This is a genomic window from Brachybacterium sp. AOP3-A1-3 (assembly GCF_052378285.1).
Lineage (GTDB): Bacteria > Actinomycetota > Actinomycetes > Actinomycetales > Dermabacteraceae > Brachybacterium.
In genome coordinates, this window is sequence record NZ_JBQSXM010000006.1 from 119,199 (window position 1) to 139,968 (window position 20,770).

Below are 20,770 nucleotides of genomic sequence, written 5' to 3' on the forward strand. Positions count from 1 at the left end.
TGTGCGGGAACTCTACTCTGTCAGGCCCTGGGTCCCGTCGGACGCTCCGCAGGTCCGGCCGTGGACTCGGCAGGTGCTGCCGGGTCGCCGTCCGCTGTCGCGTCATCGTGCGCCGCCGGGTCGCCGTCCGCCGCCGACTCCTCGGCGTCGGCGTCCTGCACCGACAGGCGCAGCGTCTGGACCCATTGGCGCGAGGCGTCCGAGCTGATCGCCAGCACCCCGAGCGCCGAGGCTCCCGCCCCCACCAGGAGCGAGTGCGCGACGTCGCCGGCCATCGACGTGGCCAGCGTGAGGCGCGCGATCGCGTCGGCCGCGAACAGTGCCATCAGGACGATCCGCGACCACCTGCTGCGACGCAGCACCCCGACCAGCAGCAGCACGAGCGCCACCGCGAAGGCGGAGGCGAGATAGACCCCGTCGGCCTCCGGGAAGATCGAGGACGCCTCGGCGAACAGGCTCTGGAAGTCCACGCCCAGCAGGCGGCCCACCCACTGCGCGATGACCACGCAGGACTGCAGCACCACCAGCGCCCCGGTGAAGACGACGGTGGGCGGAGGGAGGTGGTGGTCCGTCGCGCGGGTCACGATCTCGTGGAGGTCGTCGACCGTCCCCTGCCACTGCGCCGAGAGCTCGCCCCCGAGGTCTGCACGGCCGGAGCCGCTGCTGCGCAGACGGGCCGCGACCAGGGCCGACTGGGTGGCCGCGCGGGCCCGCGCCTTCATCACCGTGGTGCCCGTGGGCCGATGGCGCGGCAGCATCATCGCGCTGGCCCCGTCGGAGCGGGAGGCGGCGTCGGCGACATCGATCACCGGGAGATGGCCGTCGGTGCGGAAGCGGTCTCCCTGGCCGTTGCGGTGGTGGTACGCCGTGGAGAACTCGGCGATCACCTCGACCGGGATCTCGGGGTCCGCGAAGCGCACCGTGTCGATGAGGTAGTCGCGCTCGACATCGATGTTCTCGTCGATGCGGTGCGTGATCTGCAGGGTGAAGAAGGAGAAGCCGACGGCGCGGTCGTAGGTGCCGGCCGCGAGCCAGTCGGCGCGGTAGCCGCCGGGCAGCACGAAGTCCGTGGGCATCCGCCAGAAGCGCACGTGGTGCCGTTTGGTGGTGGTGCCGCCCACCTCCTGCTGGTACGTGAAGTCGTGGCGACGACCCATCAGGTACAGGTTCGAGACCGGGGCACCCGGGTACGAGCGCCTCAGGAGGGTGGAGCGCACCATCGACCAGGCCGAGGCCAGCGTGCGCTCCTCGGCGAGGGCCCAGCCGGCGCGGCGCATCGCCACGTGCAGATCCCGCTCGGGCCCGTCGAAGGCCAGATTGATCGGATCCGACAGCACCCCCTCGGTGGTGCGGGTGCGGCCGAAGAAGTAGTCCGGCAGATAGATCCAGGTCATCAGCTGATGCAGGCGCGGGAGCGTGATGTAGGTGAGCAGCAGCCAGAAGCCGACCAGGTACAGCAGTCGCACCGGCGTGAGGGAGAAGCCCTCGAACAGGTACAGCAGCGCCAGCCAGATCGAGACCACGACACCAATGACGATGAACAGGGTGTCCAGCAGTGCGTACACCTCGAACCGCTGCCTGCGCGGCGAATGGCCGCGGGAGTGGTCGTATTCGGGCGGCTCCGTGGGAAGCGGCCTCTCCAGCGGGACGACCGACGCGTCGCGCGCCGGCGTCACCGGCCAGGCCCTGCGGTCCGCGATCTCATGGGGCCATCGTAGGGGGCCGCCCTGCCTGCTCCCGGGGAGCTCCCGCTCCGGCGGCCGATGCCCTCCGACGCCTTTCGATGTCTCCGCCGTGCGCGAACGGCTGCGGTGGATCCACGCCGGCGGGCCTAGTCTTGCGCAGTCCCCATCGAAGGAGCACCACCTGATGACCAGCATCCCCGCTGTCCGTTTCCATGACGGCCACGAGATCCCCCAGCTCGGCTACGGCGTGTGGCAGGTCGAGAACGACGTCGCGGCCGACGTCGTCGAGCAGGCCCTGCGCGCCGGCTACCGACACCTCGACACCGCCGCGGTCTACGGCAACGAGGAGGGCGTGGGTCGTGGCATCCGCGCCTCCGGCGTGCCGCGCGAGGAGATCTTCGTGACCACCAAGCTGTGGAACGACTCCCACGGCCGTGACGACGCCCTCGCCGCGATCGACACCTCCCTGGAGAAGCTCGGCCTGGACCACGTGGACCTGTACCTGATCCACTGGGCCAAGCCCATCCAGGGCCAGTACGTCGAGGCCTGGAAGGCGCTCATCGAGATCCAGAAGAGCGGCAAGGCCGCCTCGATCGGCGTCTCGAACTTCCCGAAGGCGGAGCTCGAGGAGATCATCGAGGCCACCGGCGTGACCCCGGTGATCCACCAGGTCGAGACCCACCCGACCTTCCAGCAGACCGAGCTGCGCGAGGTCGAGGGCGCCCACGAGATCCTCCACCAGTCCTGGTCCCCGCTCGGCCAGGGCAGTGAGAGCAACGACCTCGGCGACCCCGTCATCACCGACATCGCCGAGGCGCACGGCGTGACCCCCGCGCAGGTCGTCCTCGCGTGGCACCTCGCCAAGGGCTTCGTCGTGATCCCCAAGTCGGTCACGCCCGAGCGGATCATCTCGAACTTCGCCTCCGCCGACGTCACGCTCACCGAGGGAGAGATCGCCCGGATCGACGCCCTGGACCAGGTCGACGGCCGCATCGGCGGCGACCCGCAGACCTGCAACTTCTGATCTGCGCCTGATCCACAGGTGATGGACGCCTGATACGCAGCTCGGCCCGGCCCCTGAGGGGTCGGGCCGAGCATCGTTCGGGGCCGGCATCGTGACGAGAGCTCGACGGTGAGGGCTCGAGGGTGAGGGCTCGAGGGTGAGGACCGACGGCGGGATCAGTCCCGGCGTGCGGCCCGGGCCACGGCCAGTGCGCCGATCAGGCCCAGCAGCAGGAATCCTGCCGACCCTGCCATCGCGATCCGCGATCCGTCGGTGAAGACGGTGCCCAGCTGGTCGAGCGTCCCGCTCCCGGCGCCCTGGGCGCGCAGCTGGGAGAGGATCGACCCGGCCGAGTCGGTCATGGCCTGCCCGTAGCGGGCGGCCTCCCCCGTCAGCGACCCGGTGCCGGCGGACAACCCGGCCGCGAGGAACGCGCCGGAGACGGCCGTTCCCAGCGCGGTGCCGAGCTGACGGACGGTGGACTGCGTGGCCGAGCCCTGCCCGGACTGCTCCGGCGGCACGGGGGCGAGCACGGTCGAGGTCAGCTGCGCGGAGGCGAGCCCCAGGCCCAGCCCGTAGACGACGAGGGTCACGACGAGGAGCGCGATCGGGGTGGACGGGCCGAGCAGCAGCGCGAGCACGCCGACGCCGAGCACCTCGAGCCCGAGGCCGACCAGCACGGTGCCGGGCGCCCCGATCGCCGCGGCGAGATGCCGGGCCAGGGTTCCCGAGAGGAATGCGCCGCCGGCCATCGCGGCGAGCACCAGGCCGGCCTGGAGCGTGCCCAGGGCCAGCACGTTCACCAGGTACAGGGGCAGCACGAACAGCAGGCCGAACTCGCCGATCGCCACGGTCCCGGCGGTGAGGTTGCCCCAGGCGAACGCCCGCAGACGGAACAGCGACAGGTCCAGCAGGACCTCGCGCCCGGCGGCGCCGCGGCTGCGTTCCCGGAACAGGAAGGCGATCAGCGCCAGGAGGCCGACGAGCAGCAGCACCGGCGTCAGGGACAGGCCGACGGGCCCGTGGATCGTGAGGCCGCCGATCTCCAGCGGCGCCTTCTGCGTCCACCAGCCCAGAGTCGTGGACTCGACGATCGCGAACACGAGGGATCCGAGCGCGAGGGCGCTGAGCAGCGCACCCATCGCATCGAGGTCCCGCCGCCCGCCCTGGGGGCGCGGTGCCTCCCGGGTCTCCCCCACCCAGGCGATGGTGCCGGCGATGACCAGCAGACCGATCGGCACATTGACCAGGAAGATCCACGGCCAGGAGAACGCGCTGGTCAGCCAGCCGCCGAGCAGCGGGCCCAGCGCTGCGGCGCCGGCCATCACGGCGCCCCACACCCCGAAGGCCGCTGCGCGCTCGGATCCGCGGAAGGTGGCATTCACGGTCGAGAGCGTCGAGGGCAGGATCAGTGCCCCGCCGACGCCCTGCAGCAGCCGGGCGGCGATCAGCGCGGCCGCTCCCCCGGCCATCGCCGCGAGCACGGAGGCGATCACGAACAGGGCCACGCCGGCGAGGAACAGCCGGCGCCGGCCCAGGCGATCGCCCATGCGCCCGGTGATCAGCAGCAGCGCGGAGAGGACCACGGCGTAGCTGGTGGAGACCCACTGCGCGTCGGTGAGGTCCAGGCCGAGGTCACCGATGATCGTGGGCAGCGAGACGGCGACGATCGACCCGTCGATGACGATCAGGGCGAGGCCGGCCGCCAGGACGCCCAGCGCCTTCCAGCGGCGCGGGTCGGTCGAGGGATCGGCGGGGGCGCCGGCGGGCCGGCGGCCAGCGGGCTCGGGGTCAGCTGGCGTGGCGTCAGCGGTCGATGCGTGGGGCGCGGTGGCGGCCGATGCGGTCGCCCCGGAACGGTGAGGGCGTGAGTTCGTCATGTCCCTAGATTATGACTCTGTGTCAGATCCGTCGATACATCGAACAGTTGATCCTCGCGCCATCCGCCGACGGCGCCCTATACCTCCATCGGCCCCGCCCGCTGAACCCTGCCGCAGCGGTCGCGCCCGACGGGCCGCTCGCATCCGGCTCGCCGGCCGGCCCAGGGGTCCTCGGTCGGCCGTGCCCCGTAGCCTGGAGCGGAACCCCCGAGAAGAGGAATCCCATGCCTGCAGCACATCCCGTCGTCCCGTCCCTCGAGCTGGCCGGCGGCCGCTCGATCCCCCAGCTCGGCTACGGCGTCTTCAAGGTCGAGGACGACGTCGCGGCCGACGTCACCCTCCAGGCGCTCGAGGCCGGATATCGCCACCTCGACACCGCGAAGGTCTACGGAAACGAAGAGGGCGTGGGCCGCGCGATCCGCGAGGCCGGCGTGCCGCGCGAGGAGCTGTTCGTGACCACGAAACTCTGGAACGACGCCCAGGGCTTCGACGACGCGATCGCCGCCTGCGAGGCCTCGCTCGAGCGCCTCGGCCTGGACTACGTGGACCTCTACCTCGTGCACTGGGCCGTGCCCTCGCAGGGGCAGTACGTCGAGGCGTGGAAGGCTCTGATCGAGCTGCAGAAGCGCGGGCTGGTGCGCACGATCGGCGTCTCGAACTACCCCGCACCCCAGCTCACGGAGATCATCGAGGCCACCGGTGTCGTGCCCGCGATCCACCAGATCGAGCTGCACCCCTACTTCCAGCAGCGTGAGCTGCGCGAGATCCACACGCAGCACGGGATCCTCACCGAGTCGTGGGGTCCGCTGGGCCAGGGCAAGTCCGACCTGCTGGAGAACACCGTGATCACCGGCATCGCCGCAGCGCATGAGGCGACGCCCGCGCAGGTGGTGCTGGCCTGGCACCTCGCGCACGGCATCGTGACGATCCCGAAGTCGGTCACGCCCTCGCGCATCGTGGAGAACCTCGCCGCCGCCGAGCTCGAGCTCACGGCCGACGAGATCTCGGCGATCGACGAGCTGGACCGTCCCGACGGCCGCGGCGGCGCGGACCCGGCGACGAAGACTGCCTGACCTACCTGAAAGGGGAACGCCGTGCCACAGCAGGAACTCGCCATTCTTCGCGCATACACCACCGCGTGCGCCGAAACAGACCACTTGGTGTGCCAGGACCCTTCAGCCTGCACACAAATGGCAATAGAACTCATGGAAACAGAACGCACCGAACTGTTGGCCTCTGCCTACGATGCCCGTCGCATCGCACTCGAATCTCGTGGACAACTTCCTGATCCAAATTGGCTAACTTCGGAGCTCATCGTTGGAATCGAAGACCTTTTACGATCACAGCCAAATATCGACGGGCCTTTTCGATCAATAGCCATCACTACGGGCCTCGCGCGCCTGGCGGAACGCGGACTCCCGCCCGACTGGCTGGTTCGCGAACAAATTGGACCAAGCCTAATTCGACGGATTATCTTGACCGCAACTTCCGTGTGGCATCGGATATTCACGGGCGAACTTGAACGCGAACAAGTTCCAGAGTTACATGGCTGGCTGTCGAGCATCGACGCTGACGCGCCGGACGACTACAGGGCGGAGCATGATCACACTCGGCTCATCGTGAAGAGTCTCGCAGGAAATACCTTCGAGCGGGGTTCAACTTGGATTAAAGAGGCAAGCCTCTCCGACATTGCTGCTTGGCGAGTCCATGGTTACACATGCTCCCCGCCCGAGATTGACGACATGGCTCTAGCTGGCGGCCGAGCCGCATCCCATTGGATATATGAACGATTTTCTCGCACCTACCACTCAGATTGGAGTCCAGAATCCTGGGCATGGGAGGCCTCCCTCATCGAGCACCCTTCCGCGACCTCAAATCGTGCCGGCATTCAGTTAGCGACTCTCCAGGAACGCGTGACAACGAATTCACAATTGACTCGAGCGGCGAGTGCGTTTGTGCTCGAAGACCTCGGTGAAGTACTTCCGGGAATATCGCGGAGTGAACTGGTGGAACTCGTTGCGCACCACCTCGACCGCGGTCAACACAGCGAGGCAAGAACTCTTTCTCTGGCGGCTTACAGTGAGAATCCAAAGGACAATGATATGCGCGCAATATACGCCTTCTCCTGGCTCCCCCTCGAACCGCGACGAAGTCGCGAGATAATTTCTGAAACCGGAAACACGAAAAACATGTCATCAGCCGTGCGAGATATCAACCTCGCAACGAGCTTCCTCATCGAGGGAAATCTCGATGGCGCTCGCTCAACGATCGCGGGAATATCGACAATTGCGGACGGCTCCGATGTGCCAGCTTGGCTCTGGGATCCCAAATCACTCACTTCGCATCCCCAGGTGGCCTTCATGAGCCCCACGACATGGATTGAATCTTCCCCGGTTAGCTCTGCAGCTGGTCAGCAATCGCTCGCATCGGAACTATGAGGTGCAGATCATCGACCGGGGATGGAAACGCATCCACAAGCCCAAGGTAGAAGCTGCGGGCGCTCTCATCGCGACAATGGATGAGCAAGGCTGCAGCTCCCATACCTTCGCTGACCGCCAGTGAACGCTGGATCGCATCCCTAAATAGGTTCGCCCCGACGCCACGTCCTTGGGCGCGCTCATCTACGGCGAGTCTTGCCAGGAGGACACAAGGAATGGGGTCCGGACGACGCTTAGAAAAGTCCGCACCGACACTCACATGGCTCACCCCGGCCGCAGCGATCGCATAGAAGCCAACCACTTCCCCGTCAAGCACAGACACGTAGGTCACAGCATTGTTGGCACGCTGGTTCTGCCATGCATATTCCTTGAGCCACGTATCCAGCTCGCCAGCTCCGCTCGCAAACGCCTTCTTGCCGTCCCGCTTCTCTAGCTTCCGTGGAGCTTCAAGAATCCCCGAAGCCATCAGTCCTCCAGAGTGAACGGCGCGTCGAACACCGACGGCCTGGCGAACAGTGCGGCCAGCTTCTCCGTCTTGACCGGCTGATCGAGGAGCTGGACAAATTCCTCAAACTGCTCCGGCGTGACCTCGAACCATCGGCGATCTGCGAGAACCTTCTCGGCTTGCTCTACGGCGCTGCCAAGGATGAACGTCGAGACAGTTACATCCTCAGCTTCCGCTGCACGTCGGAGCACGTGCTCCTGCTTCTCGGTCGCACGTAGATTGATACGTTCACTCTTCGTAGCACTCATGGCACTGCTCCCTACTCGAGGCATCACGCCTCTCTGGACGAGGCGTCTCGGCTCGTAGCATCAAGCACCTCGGCACTGATCGAGGCGTACAGACAATGTACACACACACCGCTACCGCAAGCAACACCGCTCCCGGCGACGATCCTCACGCTCTGACCCTCGGGACCCACGCCTCGATGTCCGAACCCTCACGCGCGCCTCCGCTTGTCACCGCGCGGCTCAGAAGTAGACCGCGAGCGGTCCCGTCGGCCCGTCGATGACCTGCACCGGGGTGTCGAACACGCGGGTGAGAACGTCGCCGTCCATGATCTCGGCGACGGGGCCGGCCTCGACCACGCCGCCGTTCTTCATGGCGACGATGTGGTCGGAGTAGTGGGCCGCGAAGTTGATGTCGTGCAGCACCACCACGATGGTGCGGCCCAGCTCGCGGGCGGCGTCGCGCAGGCGTCCCATCATCTGCACGCTGTGGCGCATGTCGAGGTTGTTCAACGGCTCGTCCAGCAGCACGTACTCGGTGTCCTGGGCAAGCACCATGGCCACATACGCGCGCTGGCGCTGCCCGCCGGAGAGCTCATCGAGGTAGCGGGACTCGAGCTCGTCGAGGTGCAGGAAGTCGATCGCCTCGGAGATCTTCTGCTCGTCCAGCGCGGTGAGCCTGCCCTTGGAGTAGGGGAAGCGGCCGAAGCCCACGAGCTGGCGCACCGTGAGGCGGGTGACGAAATGGTTCTCCTGGCGCAGCACCGAGAGGATCTTCGCGAGGTCCTTCGAGGCGGTCGAGGAGATGTCGTACCCGGCCACCTCGATCGCGCCCTCGTCGATCCCCAGCAGGCGCCCCGCCATGGTCAGCATCGTCGACTTGCCGGCCCCGTTCGGCCCCACCAGTGCGGTCACGCCGCCTGCGGGGATCTCCAGGGTGACCGGGCCGATCTCGACGGTCCCTGACGAGGAGGTATACGTCTTGCGCACCGCATCGATGCTGATCACAGGCGTCCCTTTCGCATGATGACGACGAGGAACACGGTCCCGCCGACGAGTTCGATGATGATGGAGACGACGCCCTGCGCGTAGAACACGTGGTTCATGAGGAAGTAGGCGCCGGCGAGCACGACGAAGCCCACCAGCACCCCCACCGGGAGCAGTCGCCGGTGATCGTGGGTGCCGGCGAGCTGGTGGGTCAGCGTCGCGACGAGGAAGCCGAAGAAGGTCATCGGGCCGATGAGGGCCGTGGAGACTGCCATCAGCACCGAGACCAGCACGAGCGTGTAGATCGTCTGGCGGCCGTGGTCGATGCCGACGTTGATGCACACGTCCCGGCCCAGCGAGATCACGTTGAGCGTGCGGGCGTTGAGCCAGATCAGCACGCCGGCCACGAGGCACAGCGGGATCGCGTACGGCAGATACTCGACGCTCGCGTTCGTGACCGAGCCGAACAGGCGCGCCGTGAGCACGTCGAACTCGCTCGGGGTGAGCAGGCGCTGCATGAAGCTCGAGACGGATCCCAGCCCGCCGCCGAGCACGATGCCGATCAGCAGCATCACCTGCAGGTTCGCGTACTTGCCGCGCAGCAGCCAGCCATAGAGCAGCACGGACATCACGACCATCAGGGCGACCTGCACCAGGAACTGCCCGGTGCCCTGCAGGGCCACCACCCCGGCCACGCCGAGGGTGTAGACGGCGGTGGTCTGGATCGCGGTGTACAGCGATTCGAAGCCCATGATCGACGGGGTGATGATGCGGTTGCCGGTGACCGTCTGGAAGGCGATCGTGGCCGTGGCCTGGCAGAACGCGGCCACCCCCATCACCACGAGCGAGGTCGCACGCAGCTCGGCGATCAGCCAGAAGCCGCGCGAGCCGATCGGCATGGGGTTGCCGATCGCGAGCAGGCCCAGGGCGAACGCCGCGGCGAGCACCACGAGCGTGACCAGCACGATCCAGTAGCGCCGTCGGGACCGGCCGTCGGCGAACGCTCCGGAGCTGCTGCGCAGCGGCCGCGGCACGCTCAGCGGCGCGATCTCCTCGGCGGTGTCGGTGGGAGCGGTGGAGATGTCGAGATGGTCGCTCCCGGTCGAGGTCACCAGGCGACGGGACGCGCTGGTCACGATCGTGCGGCGCTCATCCATGACGGCGCTGCTTCAGCAGGAGGGCGATGAACACGATCGCGCCGAGGATGCCGAGGATCAGGGAGACCGGCACCTCGAAGGGCATGATGATCGTGCGGCTGACCAGGTCGCACACGGTGACGATGGCGATGCCGAGCAGGCACACCCAGGGCAGGTTGCTGCGCAGGTCGTCCCCGCGCATCATCGACACCACGTTGGGGACGATGAGCCCGAGGAAGGGCAGGTTGCCGACCACCACGGTGACCACGCCGGTGGCGATCGCGACCAGGCCCGTGCCCAGCAGCAGCACCCGCTGGTAGTTCACGCCGACGTTGGTGGCGATGTCCTCGCCGAGCCCGGCCACGGTGAGCCGGTCCGCCACGAAGAAGACGGCGATGCCCACCAGGAGCACGATCCACAGCACCTCGTACTGTCCGCGCAGCACCGAGGTGAAGGACCCGGCGAACCACACGCCGAGGTTCTGCAGGGCGTCGAACTGGAGGGCCACGAAGGTGGAGACCGCGCCGACGACGGAGCCGAGCATGATGCCGATGATCGGCACGATCAGCGAGCTGCGCAGGGTCACCCGGCGCAGGAACGCGAAGAACACCATCGTGCCCACGAACGAGAACACGATCGCGACGGTCATGCGGGTCATGAGATCCGCCTGGGGGCTGACCACCATCACCAGGACCAGGCCCAGGCCCGCCCATTCGGTGGTGCCGGTGGTCGAGGGCTCCACGAAGCGGTTCTGGGTCATGAGCTGCATGATCAGCCCCGACATCGCCATCGCCGCGCCGGCCAGGACCAGCGCGATCGTGCGCGGCACGCGGGTGATCGCGAACATCTCGGCGCCGTCGTCGGCCCCGAGGACGTCGTAGACGCCCGTGCCGAGCGAGACGGCCAGCAGCAATGCCACGATCACGATGCCGATCACGAGCTTGCCGTCGAGGAGTCGCTCGCGGCCGCGGCGGGGTGCCGGGGGCGCCCCGAGGGAGCGAGCCGCGGGAGCGGAGGGAGCGGGCATCAGGTCACCTGGTCCTGGACGGGGCGGCGGTCACCAGCGGCGCACGCGGCTCAGGCCGAGCCTTCGAGGGCGTCGGCGAGGGACTCGAAGTACTCCGTGTAGGTCTGGATCGACTCGTTGGTGTACGTGTCGGCCGGCATGTACACGAGGTTGCCCTCGGCGATCGCGGTGACCCCGGCGAGCGCCTCGGAGTCCTCGAGCACCTGGGCGGCGGGCTGATAGGCGGGGTCGTCGGCGCTGATCGCCGCATCCCGGTCCATGACGAGGATCCAGTCGGGGTTCGAGCTCGCGATGGCCTCGACGGAGATGTCATCACCCTGGTGGTCGTCGCTCGCACCCTCGACCTCGAGCGCGGGGACGAGCCCGAAGGCGTCGAAGGTCCAGCCCAGCGTGCGGCCCGCACCGGGGGCGATGTAGCCGATCGCGCCGCCGGAGACGTTCACGGCCATCACGGTCGACGAGCCGTCGTAGGCAGCGGTGACCCGCTCCATGGCGGCATCCAGCGCGGCACCGAGGTCCGTCGCCTCGGCGTCCTTGTCGAAGATCTGGCCGAGGGTCGTGATCTGGCGCTTCAGCTCGTCGGCGAAGGGCTTGTCGTCGCGGGGGTCGAGCTCGAGGATGGTCGCGTCCGGCGCGTACTTCACGAAATCGTCGTGGTACTGCGCGAAGCGCTGGCCGTTGATGATCAGCGTGGGCTCGGCGGCGACGACCGCCTCGAGGTCGGGTTCGCGGTGGTTGCCGAGGTCGATGATCGACTCGTCGTCCTTGTAGGAGTTCGTGGTCGGCATGAGCGCGCGGGCCGCGGCGGTCAGCGTGACGCCCCAGCTCTCGAGCGTCTCGAAGGTGCGGTTGTCGGTCGCGACGACGGACGCCGGCGGGGTCTGCACGGTCTGCGCGCCGTTGTTGTCCTCGATCTCGACGGTTCCCGCCGGGTTCTCGCCGGCGGCCTCGGCCGCACCGCCGTCACCGGCTCCGGCGGACCCGCCACAGGCGGTGAGGACGAGACCGAGAGCGCCGGCTGCGGACACGGCGCCGAGGTGGCGACGGGAGAGCGTAGTCATGAGGGGAAGGCCTTCTGTCGGTGGTCGGGCGCCGGGAGCGCCACGGATCGCTGCCAAGGCTAGCCTCACCTGCTAGTTTTTCGCTACTTCAGACTTGCGTTATTTTCTTCGTGCACTGTGATCGTGCCGACAGCTGCCTTCTGGGAGCGGGAGGCGAGGACCTTCCGGCGGAGTGCGGCCGCCAGCATCGGGACCACCGAGATGGCGACCAGGAGCAGCACCGCGACCTCGAGGTGATCTCGGATCAGCGCCACCCCGCCGAGCGCGTAGCCCAGGAGGGTGATCAGCACGACCCAGCCCACGGCACCCACCCCGGACCACAGCAGGAAGATGCGACGCGGCATCCTGCCCACCCCTGCCACGACCGTCACGAAGGTCCGGACGATCGGCACGAAGCGCCCGATCACCAGGGCCCGTCGGCCGTAGTGGTCGAAGAACTCGATCGTGCGGTCGAAGTAGGCGCGCTTGAGGAAGCGGCCGTCACGCTCGTAGAGCTTCTCACCGAGAGCCCGACCGATCTCATAGCCCAGCACGTTGCCGGCGAACGCGGCGATGATGAGCGTCACCAGGGACAGCTGCAGCGGGGCGGCGATCGACCCCTCATGCGTGAACATGCCGATCGCGAAGAGGAGCGAGTCCCCCGGCAGGAACGGGAAGAACAGCCCGCATTCGACGAGAACGATCAGGTGGGCGAACCACCAGAACGCGTCGCCGAACTGCGCGAGAAGGCTCGCGGGGTCCATCAGCAGGTGGATCAGGTTCATGCGCGCGCCCTCGTCATCCTCGGATCCCCCGACGACACGGGGCCGGCAGGTCGGCACGGACCGGAGGCCTCCGGCCCCTGCCGAAGCAGGATCGCACAGCGACGCCGGAGCAGGGCCGCGCACGTGACGAGCAGATCAGCGGATCAGCCCGCCGGCGGCTCAGGCATTCCGGCTCCCTGCCCAGCCTCAGCCTCTGCCCATGCCCCTGCCCCTGCCCCTGCCCCTGCCCCTGCCGCCGAGCGAACCCGGAGATCCGGATGGAAGACATCCAGCAGCCGTGCAAGGAGGAGAGCGACCACGGGCACCAGCACCGCAGAGGCGAGCACGTCGGTGGGATGGTGCAGGCCGAGCGCGACGCGCGACCAGACCGTGGCCAGGACGATGAGGACACCGAGCCCGAGGGCGACGCGACGGAGCCGGACGGAGGACAACCGGCCGACGGACAGCGAGAGCAGGATCGCCACGCAGAGCGCTGCGGCGAACCCCGTATGTCCGCTGGGGTAGCTGAAGGAATCCGGTGGCGGGGCGAGCCGATGGACCAGCATCCCGGCGTCCGGGCGCGGCCGACGGACCACGATCTTGACCACCTCGACAGCGCCCCAGGGCACCGCGACCAGGACCGCGATCCGCAGACCGACCCATCGGCTGCGTCGGAGCAGCGCGCCACCCACCGCCGCGAGGACCGTCAGCGCGGCGGCCGCGAGCGGCCCGAAGAGGAGATCGATACCGAGCGCCAGTGACGAGGCGGGGCCAGCGGGCCCGCCGAGGGCATCGTTGACGATGCGGACCCCGGCACGATCCAGAGCGCCGACGGCGGGCAGCGCGCGGATCATCAGACCCAGCAGGATCGCCACGACAAGAACGCCGACGAGCGCGAGGCCGGGTCCGACCACTTGTCGGCGACGCCCCACAGAGCAGTCGGACGACGTCGCCGCAGGAGTGTTCACCCGACCCAGTGTGCCCCGCCCGCAGCAGCGGCGCGGGGCACAGGGCGACGTGGACGAGCCAGATCAGTCCTTGGCGGACTTCCTGCCCTCGGAGAGGATCAGGGCGGCCGCGATCGCGAGCAGCCAGCTGTCCTTCGCCACTGCGGTGCCCTCCTGGCTGGGACGCACGCCGTCGGCCTGCGTCATCCCGGGGGTCCGCAGGTACATCGCCACCATGGAGCCGGAGAAGCCGGCCAGGGCGAGGCCCGCGACCTTCCGGGGCACGAAGGGCAGCAGCAGCGAGGCGCCCACGGCGATCTCGCCGTAGCTGAGGAACTTCGCGAACTGCTCGGGGCTGAGCTTGCCCAGCGGCGGCACACCCTGAGCGGCCATGCCCTGCAGGCCCGCGGCCATCTCGGCGGGCATGCCGAGCTTGCCGATGCCGGAGTTGAGGATGAAGGCGCCGGGGACGGCGCGGAGGATCGCGGTGCTGAGTGCCATGGGAAAACTCCTACGTAGATGTGGTTACGTTTTCAACTATAAATCACCGGCGGCCCGCTGTCGACCCCCACGGGATACTGAGGTGATGGCCTCCAGCATTGCACCCCACCGCGCCCGCTCCGGGGCCCGATGAGCACCCTCGCCCTGGCCATGGTGCTCGTGGCGGCGCTCTGCCACGCGGTGTGGAACCTCGCGGCGAAGCGGGTCCAGGCCGACGGCTACGCCTTCGTCTGGCTCTACGACCTGGCGTCCGTCGTGCTGTGGGCCCCGCTCGCGATCATCACCCTGCCGCTCTCCGGGGCGGGGCTCTCCCCCGCCCTGCTGCTCGCGACCCTCGCCTCCGGGGTGCTCCACATCGCCTACCAGCTCACGCTCCAGACGGGCTACGCCCGGGCCGATCTGGGCGTCGTCTACCCGGTCGCGCGCGGGGTGGGGCCGGTGCTGAGCATGGGGGTCGCGATCCTCGTGCTCGGCGAGCGGCCCGGCTGGGTCGCCGCCCTGGGAGCGCTCGTGGTGGTGGGCGGCATCGTGGTGGTCGCCACCGGGCGCTCGGCCGCCGGTCGGCACGGGATGCGCGCCGGGGTCGCCTGGGGCGCCGCCACCGGCCTCGCCATCGCGGCGTACACGCTGTGGGACAGCTACTCGGTGACGACGCTGGGCCTGCCCCCGATGGCCTACTTCGTGACCAGCTGCCTCTGGCAGGCGGTGCTCATGACGCCCCAGCTGCTGCGCAGGCACCGGGCGGGCGTACGGCCTGTCCTGGAGCGGCATTGGCGGGACATCGCTGTGGTCGCGGTGCTCTCGCCTCTGGCCTATGTGCTGGTGCTGAGCGCCATGCAGACCGCCCCGGTCTCCCTCGTCGCCCCCGCCCGGGAATCGAGCATCGTGGTGGGCTCCCTGCTCGCCTGGTGGCTCTTCAAGGAGCCAGACCTGCTGCGACGCATGCTCGGCGCGGGGATCGTGCTGACCGGCATCGTGCTCATCGCGGTGTGAGGGCGGCGCCTCGGAATGCAGCGCCCCTGAACGCAGGGTCTCTGAACGCGGCACCCCTGAGCGTTGCCCCCGAGCGCTCCCGCGAACGCCGTCCCGAGCACTGTCGCCCAGCGCCGCCCTCAGCGACGGCCGCGCAGGCGGTCCATCTCCCTGGCCACCTTGTCCTCGCTCTCGCCCGGAGCGAACAGCGACCAGCCCTGCCAGAACAGGCCCAGCCCCCAGAACACCAGCACGAACAGCGGCCACGGGAAGCCGAATCCGTTGCTCGCCCATGACCAGAGCAGGAAGCCGTTGATCAGCACATACACGACCAGCTGGACCGCGAAGTTGCGGCGGGCGTGGAGATTCCCCACCGCCTGGCGGCGCAGCTCGTCCTCGTCCTCGAAGGAGTTCGCCATCGGGGCTGCGTTCTCCTGCGGGACCTCTGTGTTCTCGAATGACGACTGCATCTCGGATCCTCCGGTCAGTGCGGTCCCGCCGGCGGCGGTTCCTGCTCGCTGTCGACACTAGGTGCGCCGTGACCAGCGCACCCGTGACGCCTGTCATCGATCCGGCGGACGCTCGTCACCCCCGCAGCAGCGAGCCCGCTGCAGGACGGGATCGTTGCAGTATGGGGCCGACGCCTACGCCTCAGGCACGGGCGATGATCTCGCCGTAAAGCAGGGAGAACCAGCCGTCGGCGTCCTCGGCCCAGCGGTGGAAGTCCTGCGCATACGTCTCCCTGGCTTCGGCATCCGCCCAGCCCTCGCGCTCGAGCTGCTGCGCGAGCGGGCCCGTCGTGAGGCGGCCGGCGCAGGTCGCGGCCCAGCCGGCTCGGGCCTCGGGGGTCGCGTACAGCCAGGTGGATGCTCCCGCGGTGACGTCCTCGAATCCTGCCTCGTGCGCCCAGGCCAGCAGGCGTCGGCCGGCGTCGGGCGTGCCGCCGTTCGCGCGGGCGGCCCGCAGGTACAGCTCGAGCCAGTGCTCGATGCCCGGCACCTCGGGGAACCAGCGGAAGCCCTCGTAGTCGCTGTCACGCACGGCGACGATCCCGCCCGGGCAGGTGACGCGCCGGAACTCGGCGAGCGCGGCCACGGGCCGGGGCAGATGCTGCAGCACCTGGTGGGCGTGGACGACGTCGAAGGAGTCGTCGGCCAGATCCAGCGCCTGGGCGTCACCGACCAGCACCTGCGCGCCCTCGACGCCCTGACGCGCCAGCTCGGCGCGAGTGAGTGCGGCGGCCTCCTCGTTCACCTCGAGGGCGACCAGGTTCTGCGGGCCGACGATCCGCGCGAGGTCCACGGTGATCGTGCCGGCGCCGCTGCCCACATCGAGCAGCCGCTGCCCGGGCTCCAGGTGCGGCAGGAGGTGCGCGGCCGAGTTCTCCACGGTGCGGGTGCGGTGGTTGCCCAGCACCGCGGCGCCGTAGCCGTGGGTGTAGGCGGGCGATGCCGGGGAAGCGGGAGCAGTCGGAGGTGCGGGGAGGTCTGCCATGACCGCACGCTAGGCGACGCCCCCGCGGCCCGACCATCGCGGGTCAGCTGGCGGACGGCCCCATGGGCGCCTCCGGGGATGCGGCCGTCGCGCGCCGCGCCGCCCGGCGGTCCCACAGCGCGGCGACGATCACCACCGCGATGCCCACCACCGCGCCGATCGCGGTCTCCAGCACGCGGGCCTGGAGCGTCGGCCCGACCGGCTGGGGATGGGCGAGCTGCACCATGAGCAGGGCGAGCGGGGTGATGAACAGCAGCGCGAAGGCGTAATTGCGCATCACGTACATCTCGGCGAGGAACTGCAGCACCACGATCCACACCACCAGCTGCCAGGGCTCGGCGGGGAAGGAGAGCAGGAACGCCGTGGTGACGACGCCCAGGGAGGTGCCGAGGATGCGGTGCAGCCCGCGCTCGACCTGCAGGGTGCGGCCCGGGGCGGTCAGGGGTGCGATCGCGGCGATCTGCGCCCAATACGGGAAGGGCAGCCCGGAGGCGAGGCCCAGCACGCCCGCGATGGCGGCGGCGATCGCGAAACGGCTGAACTCGGCGCCCAGCTGGGCACAGGTCCACGACTCCGCACTGGGCCGGACGTCGGCCCCCGGATGGCGCTCCCCGGCCCAGTGGCCGAGCAGGCCCAGCACCACGCACAGGCTCGCGCTCGCCCCGGCCACCAGGAAGGCGACCCAGATCGGTGCGGCCGGCGGGGCGGCCCCCACCGCGGCCACCGCGAACAGCGGGAAGATCGCCCCACCCGGCTTCAGCCCGCGGGCGAGGACCACGGTCGCGGCGGCGCCGGCGACGAGGGCACCCACCAGGAGCAGCGTCCAGGACTCCACCGCCGGGCTCAGGGACTCCCCGAGATGGGACAGCGTCGCGCCGAGCGTCACGCAGAGGGTGAGCATCGCGCCGGCGAACGCTTGGCGCCGGAACCGCAGCCGGGTGGGCTCGTACCTCGAGTAGATGCCGGTGAACGCCCCGAAGCCCACGAACATCGCCCACGCCACGTGATCCGTCAGCAGCAGCACGACCACCGGGATCGCCAGGCCGAGGGAGATGCGGAACGCCGGGATGTGGTCCACGCGGCTGGGCCCGAGGCTCACCATGCGGGTGACCGTGGACCGGATTCGAGAGGGTGCCGACGGCACGAGGCTCCTTCCGGGACGACAGCGCGGCCGGGCCGCGGGCCGACCCTGCTGTGGTGACGGTGGGAGACGGACGGGCGGGCGGCGGGATCGCGGGGCGTCAGCGATGCGGGCCACCAGGGCATCCGGAGGGGGATGTGCACGAGACGCAACCCCACTCTCTTCGTGCCACTCTATTCCTGTCGGCGCGGCCGGTCACCCCCTGATCTGCTCACACCCGTGGGAGACTGCAGGTCATCCTGCTCCACCTCCGTCGGCCGGCATGCGTCGGCCCTCCTTCTTCGGAGTCGACATGACATCCCCCGACAGCGCTGCCTCCACAGGCGGCACGGCCTCCCCCGCATCCCCCGCCCCCGTCGGCGGCGCCGGCGTCATCGAGACCACCGGCATCGAGATCATCGCCGAGTCCGAGCGGACGGCGAAGCCCCGGGACCTCGTGTGGCCCTGGTTCGCCGCGAACGTCTCCGTGTTCGGCATGAGCTACGGCTCCTACCTGCTGGGCTTCTCCATCAGCTTCGTGCAGGCCACGATCGTCGCGGTGATCGGCATCATCGTCAGCTTCGCGCTGTGCGGGCTGATCGCGATCGCCGGCAAGCGCGGCAGCGCGCCCACGATGGTGCTCTCCCGCGCAGCGTTCGGCGTGCACGGCCAGAAGGTGCCCGGCATCGTCTCGTGGCTGACCTCGATCGGCTGGGAGACCTCGCTCGCGATCTCCGCCGTGCTCGCCACCGCGACCGTGTTCGACGTGCTGGGGCTGGCCTCCGGACAGGCCGTCACCGTGATCGCCGCGATCCTCATCGCCGCGCTGATCGTCACCGCGAGCGTGCTGGGCTATCACACGATCATGAAGCTGCAGTCGATCCTGACCTGGGCGACCGGCGCCATGACCATCCTGTTCATGATCCTCACGATCCCCCACATCGACCTCGCCGCCGTGCTCTCCACCCCGTCGGGCTCCCCGCAGGCGATGATCGGCGCGCTCGTGATGGTGATGACCGGCTTCGGGCTGGGCTGGATCAACATCGCCGCGGACTGGTCGCGGTACCAGAAGCGCACGGCGTCCGACGGGTCGATCGTGCTGTGGAACACCGTGGGCGGCGCGGCCGCCCCCGTGGTGCTCGTGATCTTCGGGCTGCTGCTCGCAGGGTCCGACAAGGGCCTCAGCGGCGCGATCGAGAACGACCCGATCGGCGCGCTCGTGACGATCCTGCCGCTGTGGGCGCTGATCCCCTTCTGGATCGTCGCCGTGCTGACCTTGGTCTCCGGCGCCGTGCTGGGCATCTACTCCTCGGGCCTGACTCTGATCAGCCTGGGGATCCGCATCCCCCGCCCTGCCGCCGCCGCGGTGGATGGCGTGATCCTCACCGCCGGCACCATCTGGGTCGCGTTCTTCGCGACCAGCTTCATCGGCCCGTTCCAGAGCTTCCTGATCACCCTCGGCGTGCCCATCGCCGCCTGGGCGGGCATCCTCATCGCCGACATCCTCAGCCGCCGCGCGGACTACGACGAGAAGGCCCTGTTCGACCCGGCCGGCCGCTACGGCGCCGTGGACTGGACCTCCGTGATCACGATGGTGGTCGCGTCCGTGCTCGGCTGGGGCCTGGTCGTGAACTCCTTCGCCGAGGCCGCGCCGTGGAACAACTGGCAGGGCTACCTGCTCGAGCCGCTGGGCCTGGGCACCTTCGTGGAGACGCCCGACGGCTCCTTCTGGGACGGCAACTGGGCGTACTCCAACATCGGTGTGCTCCTGGCGCTGGTGCTCGGCTTCGGGGTGACGTGGTTCGCGCGGCGCGGGAAGATCCGCCGCCAGGAGCAGCGCTGACCTGACTGTCAGGAGGGCTTCGTCCTCTCCGCGTGGGCACCTCTGTCGCGCCAGCCGTCGAGGGTCCAGGATGGACCGATGCGTCCTGCCCCTGCCCACCCGGCCCTGCCCTGGCTCGCCGCGCTCGGGGTGATGCTGATGTGGGCCTCGTCCTTCCTGGTCATCCGGGTCGCAGGGAACCACTTCTCCCCCGGCGCGATGGCGCTGCTGCGGATGGGCGCCGCAGCGGTCGCTCTGCTGCCCCTGTTGCTCCTGGGCCGAGTGCATCGGCCCCGCAGCGGGCGGCTGTGGGCGGCGGTGATCGGCTGGGGCGTGGCCTGGTTCGCGGCGTACATCGTGGTGCTCAACGCCGCTGAGCTGTTCCTGGACCCCGCCACCGCGGCGATGCTGGTAAACCTCGCCCCGCTCCTCGTCGCGGTCGCCTCCGGACTGCTGCTCGGGGAGGGAATCTCCGTGCGGCTGCTCGCCGGCGTGCTCGTCGCCTTCAGCGGGATCGTGCTGATCACGGTGGGCGCCTCCACCGGGGGCCTCTCCGGTCTCGGGGTGGTGCTGGGGCTGGCCGCCGCGCTGCTCTACGCGGGCAGCGTGCTCGCGCAGAAGCTGCTGCTCGCCCACGTCGACTCCACCTCGATGACGGTGATCGGGGTGCTGAGCGGCGCCCTTGCCTGCCTGCCCTTCACCCCGGCGCTTGTGACGGAGGTCGGGGCAGCCCCGGTCAGTGCGGTGCTCGGGGTCGTCTACCTCGGCATGTTCCCCACCGCGCTCGCCTTCCTGCTGTGGGGCTACGCCCTGACTCATACCGGGGCCGGGCTGCTCAGCTCCTCCTCGCTGCTGGTCCCCGCTCTCACCCTGGTGCTCGCCGGACTGCTGCTGGGAGAGGTGCCGCCTCCGCTCGCGGCGGTGGGCGGGGTGCTGTGCCTCGCCGGGGCCTCCTTCGCGGTGGCGCCGGCGGTGATCGCCGCCCTGCGTCGGCAGTAGCTCGGCAACCCGCGCCACCCCCACACGATGCACCGTGCACCGTGCACCGTGCACCGTCGGCGGTGATCTGTCGGCTCGACCCTGCATCGTGTGTCGGTGAGGCGGCGCTCAACGACACACAGCGCGGGTTCGACCGCACCGGCCGCGCTGACAGAACTGTCCGGGAGGCAGGAGCTGGGAGGCGGGGGCTGGGAGGCGGGGGCCGGGAGCCGGGAACCGGGAACCG

20 protein-coding genes are annotated in these 20,770 nt (G+C 69.4%); 6 read left to right on the plus strand and 14 right to left on the minus strand.

Going from position 1 to position 20,770, the window contains the following annotated elements:
• Positions 1–20: 20 nt before the first annotated feature.
• A complete protein-coding gene (locus ACT3T5_RS10515; RefSeq protein WP_444577207.1) occupies positions 21–1,676 on the minus strand; it encodes an LssY C-terminal domain-containing protein in 1,656 nt (551 codons plus the stop codon).
• Positions 1,677–1,869: 193 nt separating this feature from the next.
• Between ACT3T5_RS10515 and ACT3T5_RS10520 the strand changes: the two genes are divergently transcribed.
• Positions 1,870–2,709, plus strand: coding sequence for an aldo/keto reductase (locus ACT3T5_RS10520; RefSeq protein WP_444577206.1), 840 nt, complete (start codon positions 1,870–1,872; stop codon positions 2,707–2,709).
• 155 nt (positions 2,710–2,864) lie between these two features.
• Here ACT3T5_RS10520 and ACT3T5_RS10525 read toward each other — a convergent pair whose 3' ends face one another.
• Positions 2,865–4,568, minus strand: a complete 1,704-nt coding sequence (locus tag ACT3T5_RS10525; protein ID WP_444577205.1) for a DHA2 family efflux MFS transporter permease subunit — start codon at positions 4,566–4,568, stop codon at positions 2,865–2,867.
• 224 nt (positions 4,569–4,792) lie between these two features.
• Between ACT3T5_RS10525 and ACT3T5_RS10530 the strand changes: the two genes are divergently transcribed.
• Positions 4,793–5,641, plus strand: coding sequence for an aldo/keto reductase (locus ACT3T5_RS10530; protein WP_444577204.1), 849 nt, complete (start codon positions 4,793–4,795; stop codon positions 5,639–5,641).
• Positions 5,642–5,662: 21 nt separating this feature from the next.
• A complete protein-coding gene (locus tag ACT3T5_RS10535; RefSeq protein ID WP_444577203.1) occupies positions 5,663–7,006 on the plus strand; it encodes a hypothetical protein in 1,344 nt (447 codons plus the stop codon).
• Here ACT3T5_RS10535 and ACT3T5_RS10540 read toward each other — a convergent pair.
• From ACT3T5_RS10540 to ACT3T5_RS10580, 9 genes are all read right to left on the minus strand, one after another.
• On the minus strand, positions 6,963–7,472 hold the full coding sequence (locus ACT3T5_RS10540; RefSeq protein ID WP_443335598.1) for a GNAT family N-acetyltransferase: 510 nt from the start codon (positions 7,470–7,472) through the stop codon (positions 6,963–6,965). The two genes, ACT3T5_RS10535 and ACT3T5_RS10540, sit on opposite strands and share 44 nt — an antisense overlap.
• On the minus strand, positions 7,472–7,759 hold the full coding sequence (locus ACT3T5_RS10545; protein ID WP_343924950.1) for a type II toxin-antitoxin system TacA family antitoxin: 288 nt from the start codon (positions 7,757–7,759) through the stop codon (positions 7,472–7,474). Before ACT3T5_RS10545 ends, ACT3T5_RS10540 begins: the two co-directional genes overlap by 1 nt.
• Before the next feature lie 219 nt (positions 7,760–7,978).
• Positions 7,979–8,743, minus strand: a complete 765-nt coding sequence (locus ACT3T5_RS10550; protein WP_444577202.1) for an iron ABC transporter ATP-binding protein — start codon at positions 8,741–8,743, stop codon at positions 7,979–7,981.
• Positions 8,740–9,879 (minus strand): iron chelate uptake ABC transporter family permease subunit, encoded by a 1,140-nt coding sequence (locus tag ACT3T5_RS10555; RefSeq protein ID WP_444577201.1) that lies wholly within the window; start codon positions 9,877–9,879, stop codon positions 8,740–8,742. Before ACT3T5_RS10555 ends, ACT3T5_RS10550 begins: the two co-directional genes overlap by 4 nt.
• Positions 9,872–10,885 (minus strand): ABC transporter permease, encoded by a 1,014-nt coding sequence (locus ACT3T5_RS10560; protein ID WP_444577200.1) that lies wholly within the window; start codon positions 10,883–10,885, stop codon positions 9,872–9,874. The genes ACT3T5_RS10555 and ACT3T5_RS10560 overlap by 8 nt, the downstream gene beginning before the upstream one ends.
• Before the next feature lie 50 nt (positions 10,886–10,935).
• On the minus strand, positions 10,936–11,946 hold the full coding sequence (locus ACT3T5_RS10565; RefSeq protein WP_444594297.1) for a siderophore ABC transporter substrate-binding protein: 1,011 nt from the start codon (positions 11,944–11,946) through the stop codon (positions 10,936–10,938).
• Positions 11,947–12,029: 83 nt separating this feature from the next.
• On the minus strand, positions 12,030–12,710 hold the full coding sequence (locus ACT3T5_RS10570) for a DedA family protein (protein WP_444577198.1): 681 nt from the start codon (positions 12,708–12,710) through the stop codon (positions 12,030–12,032).
• A gap of 143 nt (positions 12,711–12,853) precedes the next feature.
• Positions 12,854–13,657: a phosphatase PAP2 family protein gene (locus ACT3T5_RS10575; RefSeq protein ID WP_444577197.1), complete on the minus strand. Its 804-nt coding sequence runs from the start codon at positions 13,655–13,657 to the stop codon at positions 12,854–12,856.
• A 63-nt stretch (positions 13,658–13,720) separates the two neighbouring features.
• Entirely contained in the window at positions 13,721–14,137 is a 417-nt protein-coding gene (locus tag ACT3T5_RS10580; protein ID WP_444577196.1) for a hypothetical protein, read from the minus strand.
• Between the two features lie 129 nt (positions 14,138–14,266).
• Here ACT3T5_RS10580 and ACT3T5_RS10585 point away from each other — a divergent pair, with 129 nt between their 5' ends.
• Positions 14,267–15,130 (plus strand): EamA family transporter, encoded by an 864-nt coding sequence (locus ACT3T5_RS10585; RefSeq protein WP_444577195.1) that lies wholly within the window; start codon positions 14,267–14,269, stop codon positions 15,128–15,130.
• Between the two features lie 119 nt (positions 15,131–15,249).
• Here ACT3T5_RS10585 and ACT3T5_RS10590 read toward each other — a convergent pair whose 3' ends face one another.
• From ACT3T5_RS10590 to ACT3T5_RS10600, 3 genes are all read right to left on the minus strand, one after another.
• Positions 15,250–15,579, minus strand: a complete 330-nt coding sequence (locus ACT3T5_RS10590; protein WP_444577194.1) for a 2TM domain-containing protein — start codon at positions 15,577–15,579, stop codon at positions 15,250–15,252.
• 181 nt (positions 15,580–15,760) lie between these two features.
• Positions 15,761–16,603, minus strand: coding sequence for a methyltransferase domain-containing protein (locus ACT3T5_RS10595; protein WP_444577193.1), 843 nt, complete (start codon positions 16,601–16,603; stop codon positions 15,761–15,763).
• 43 nt (positions 16,604–16,646) lie between these two features.
• Positions 16,647–17,747 carry an FUSC family protein gene (locus ACT3T5_RS10600; protein WP_444594298.1) on the minus strand — a complete coding sequence of 367 codons (1,101 nt, stop codon included), beginning with the start codon at positions 17,745–17,747 and terminating at the stop codon, positions 16,647–16,649.
• 289 nt (positions 17,748–18,036) lie between these two features.
• On the opposite strand from ACT3T5_RS10600, the gene ACT3T5_RS10605 reads away from it, so the two are divergent.
• Together ACT3T5_RS10605 and ACT3T5_RS10610 are read left to right on the plus strand one after the other, a co-directional pair.
• On the plus strand, positions 18,037–19,566 hold the full coding sequence (locus tag ACT3T5_RS10605) for a purine-cytosine permease family protein (RefSeq protein WP_444577191.1): 1,530 nt from the start codon (positions 18,037–18,039) through the stop codon (positions 19,564–19,566).
• A gap of 78 nt (positions 19,567–19,644) precedes the next feature.
• On the plus strand, positions 19,645–20,544 hold the full coding sequence (locus ACT3T5_RS10610; protein WP_444594299.1) for a DMT family transporter: 900 nt from the start codon (positions 19,645–19,647) through the stop codon (positions 20,542–20,544).
• Positions 20,545–20,770: the final 226 nt, after the last annotated feature.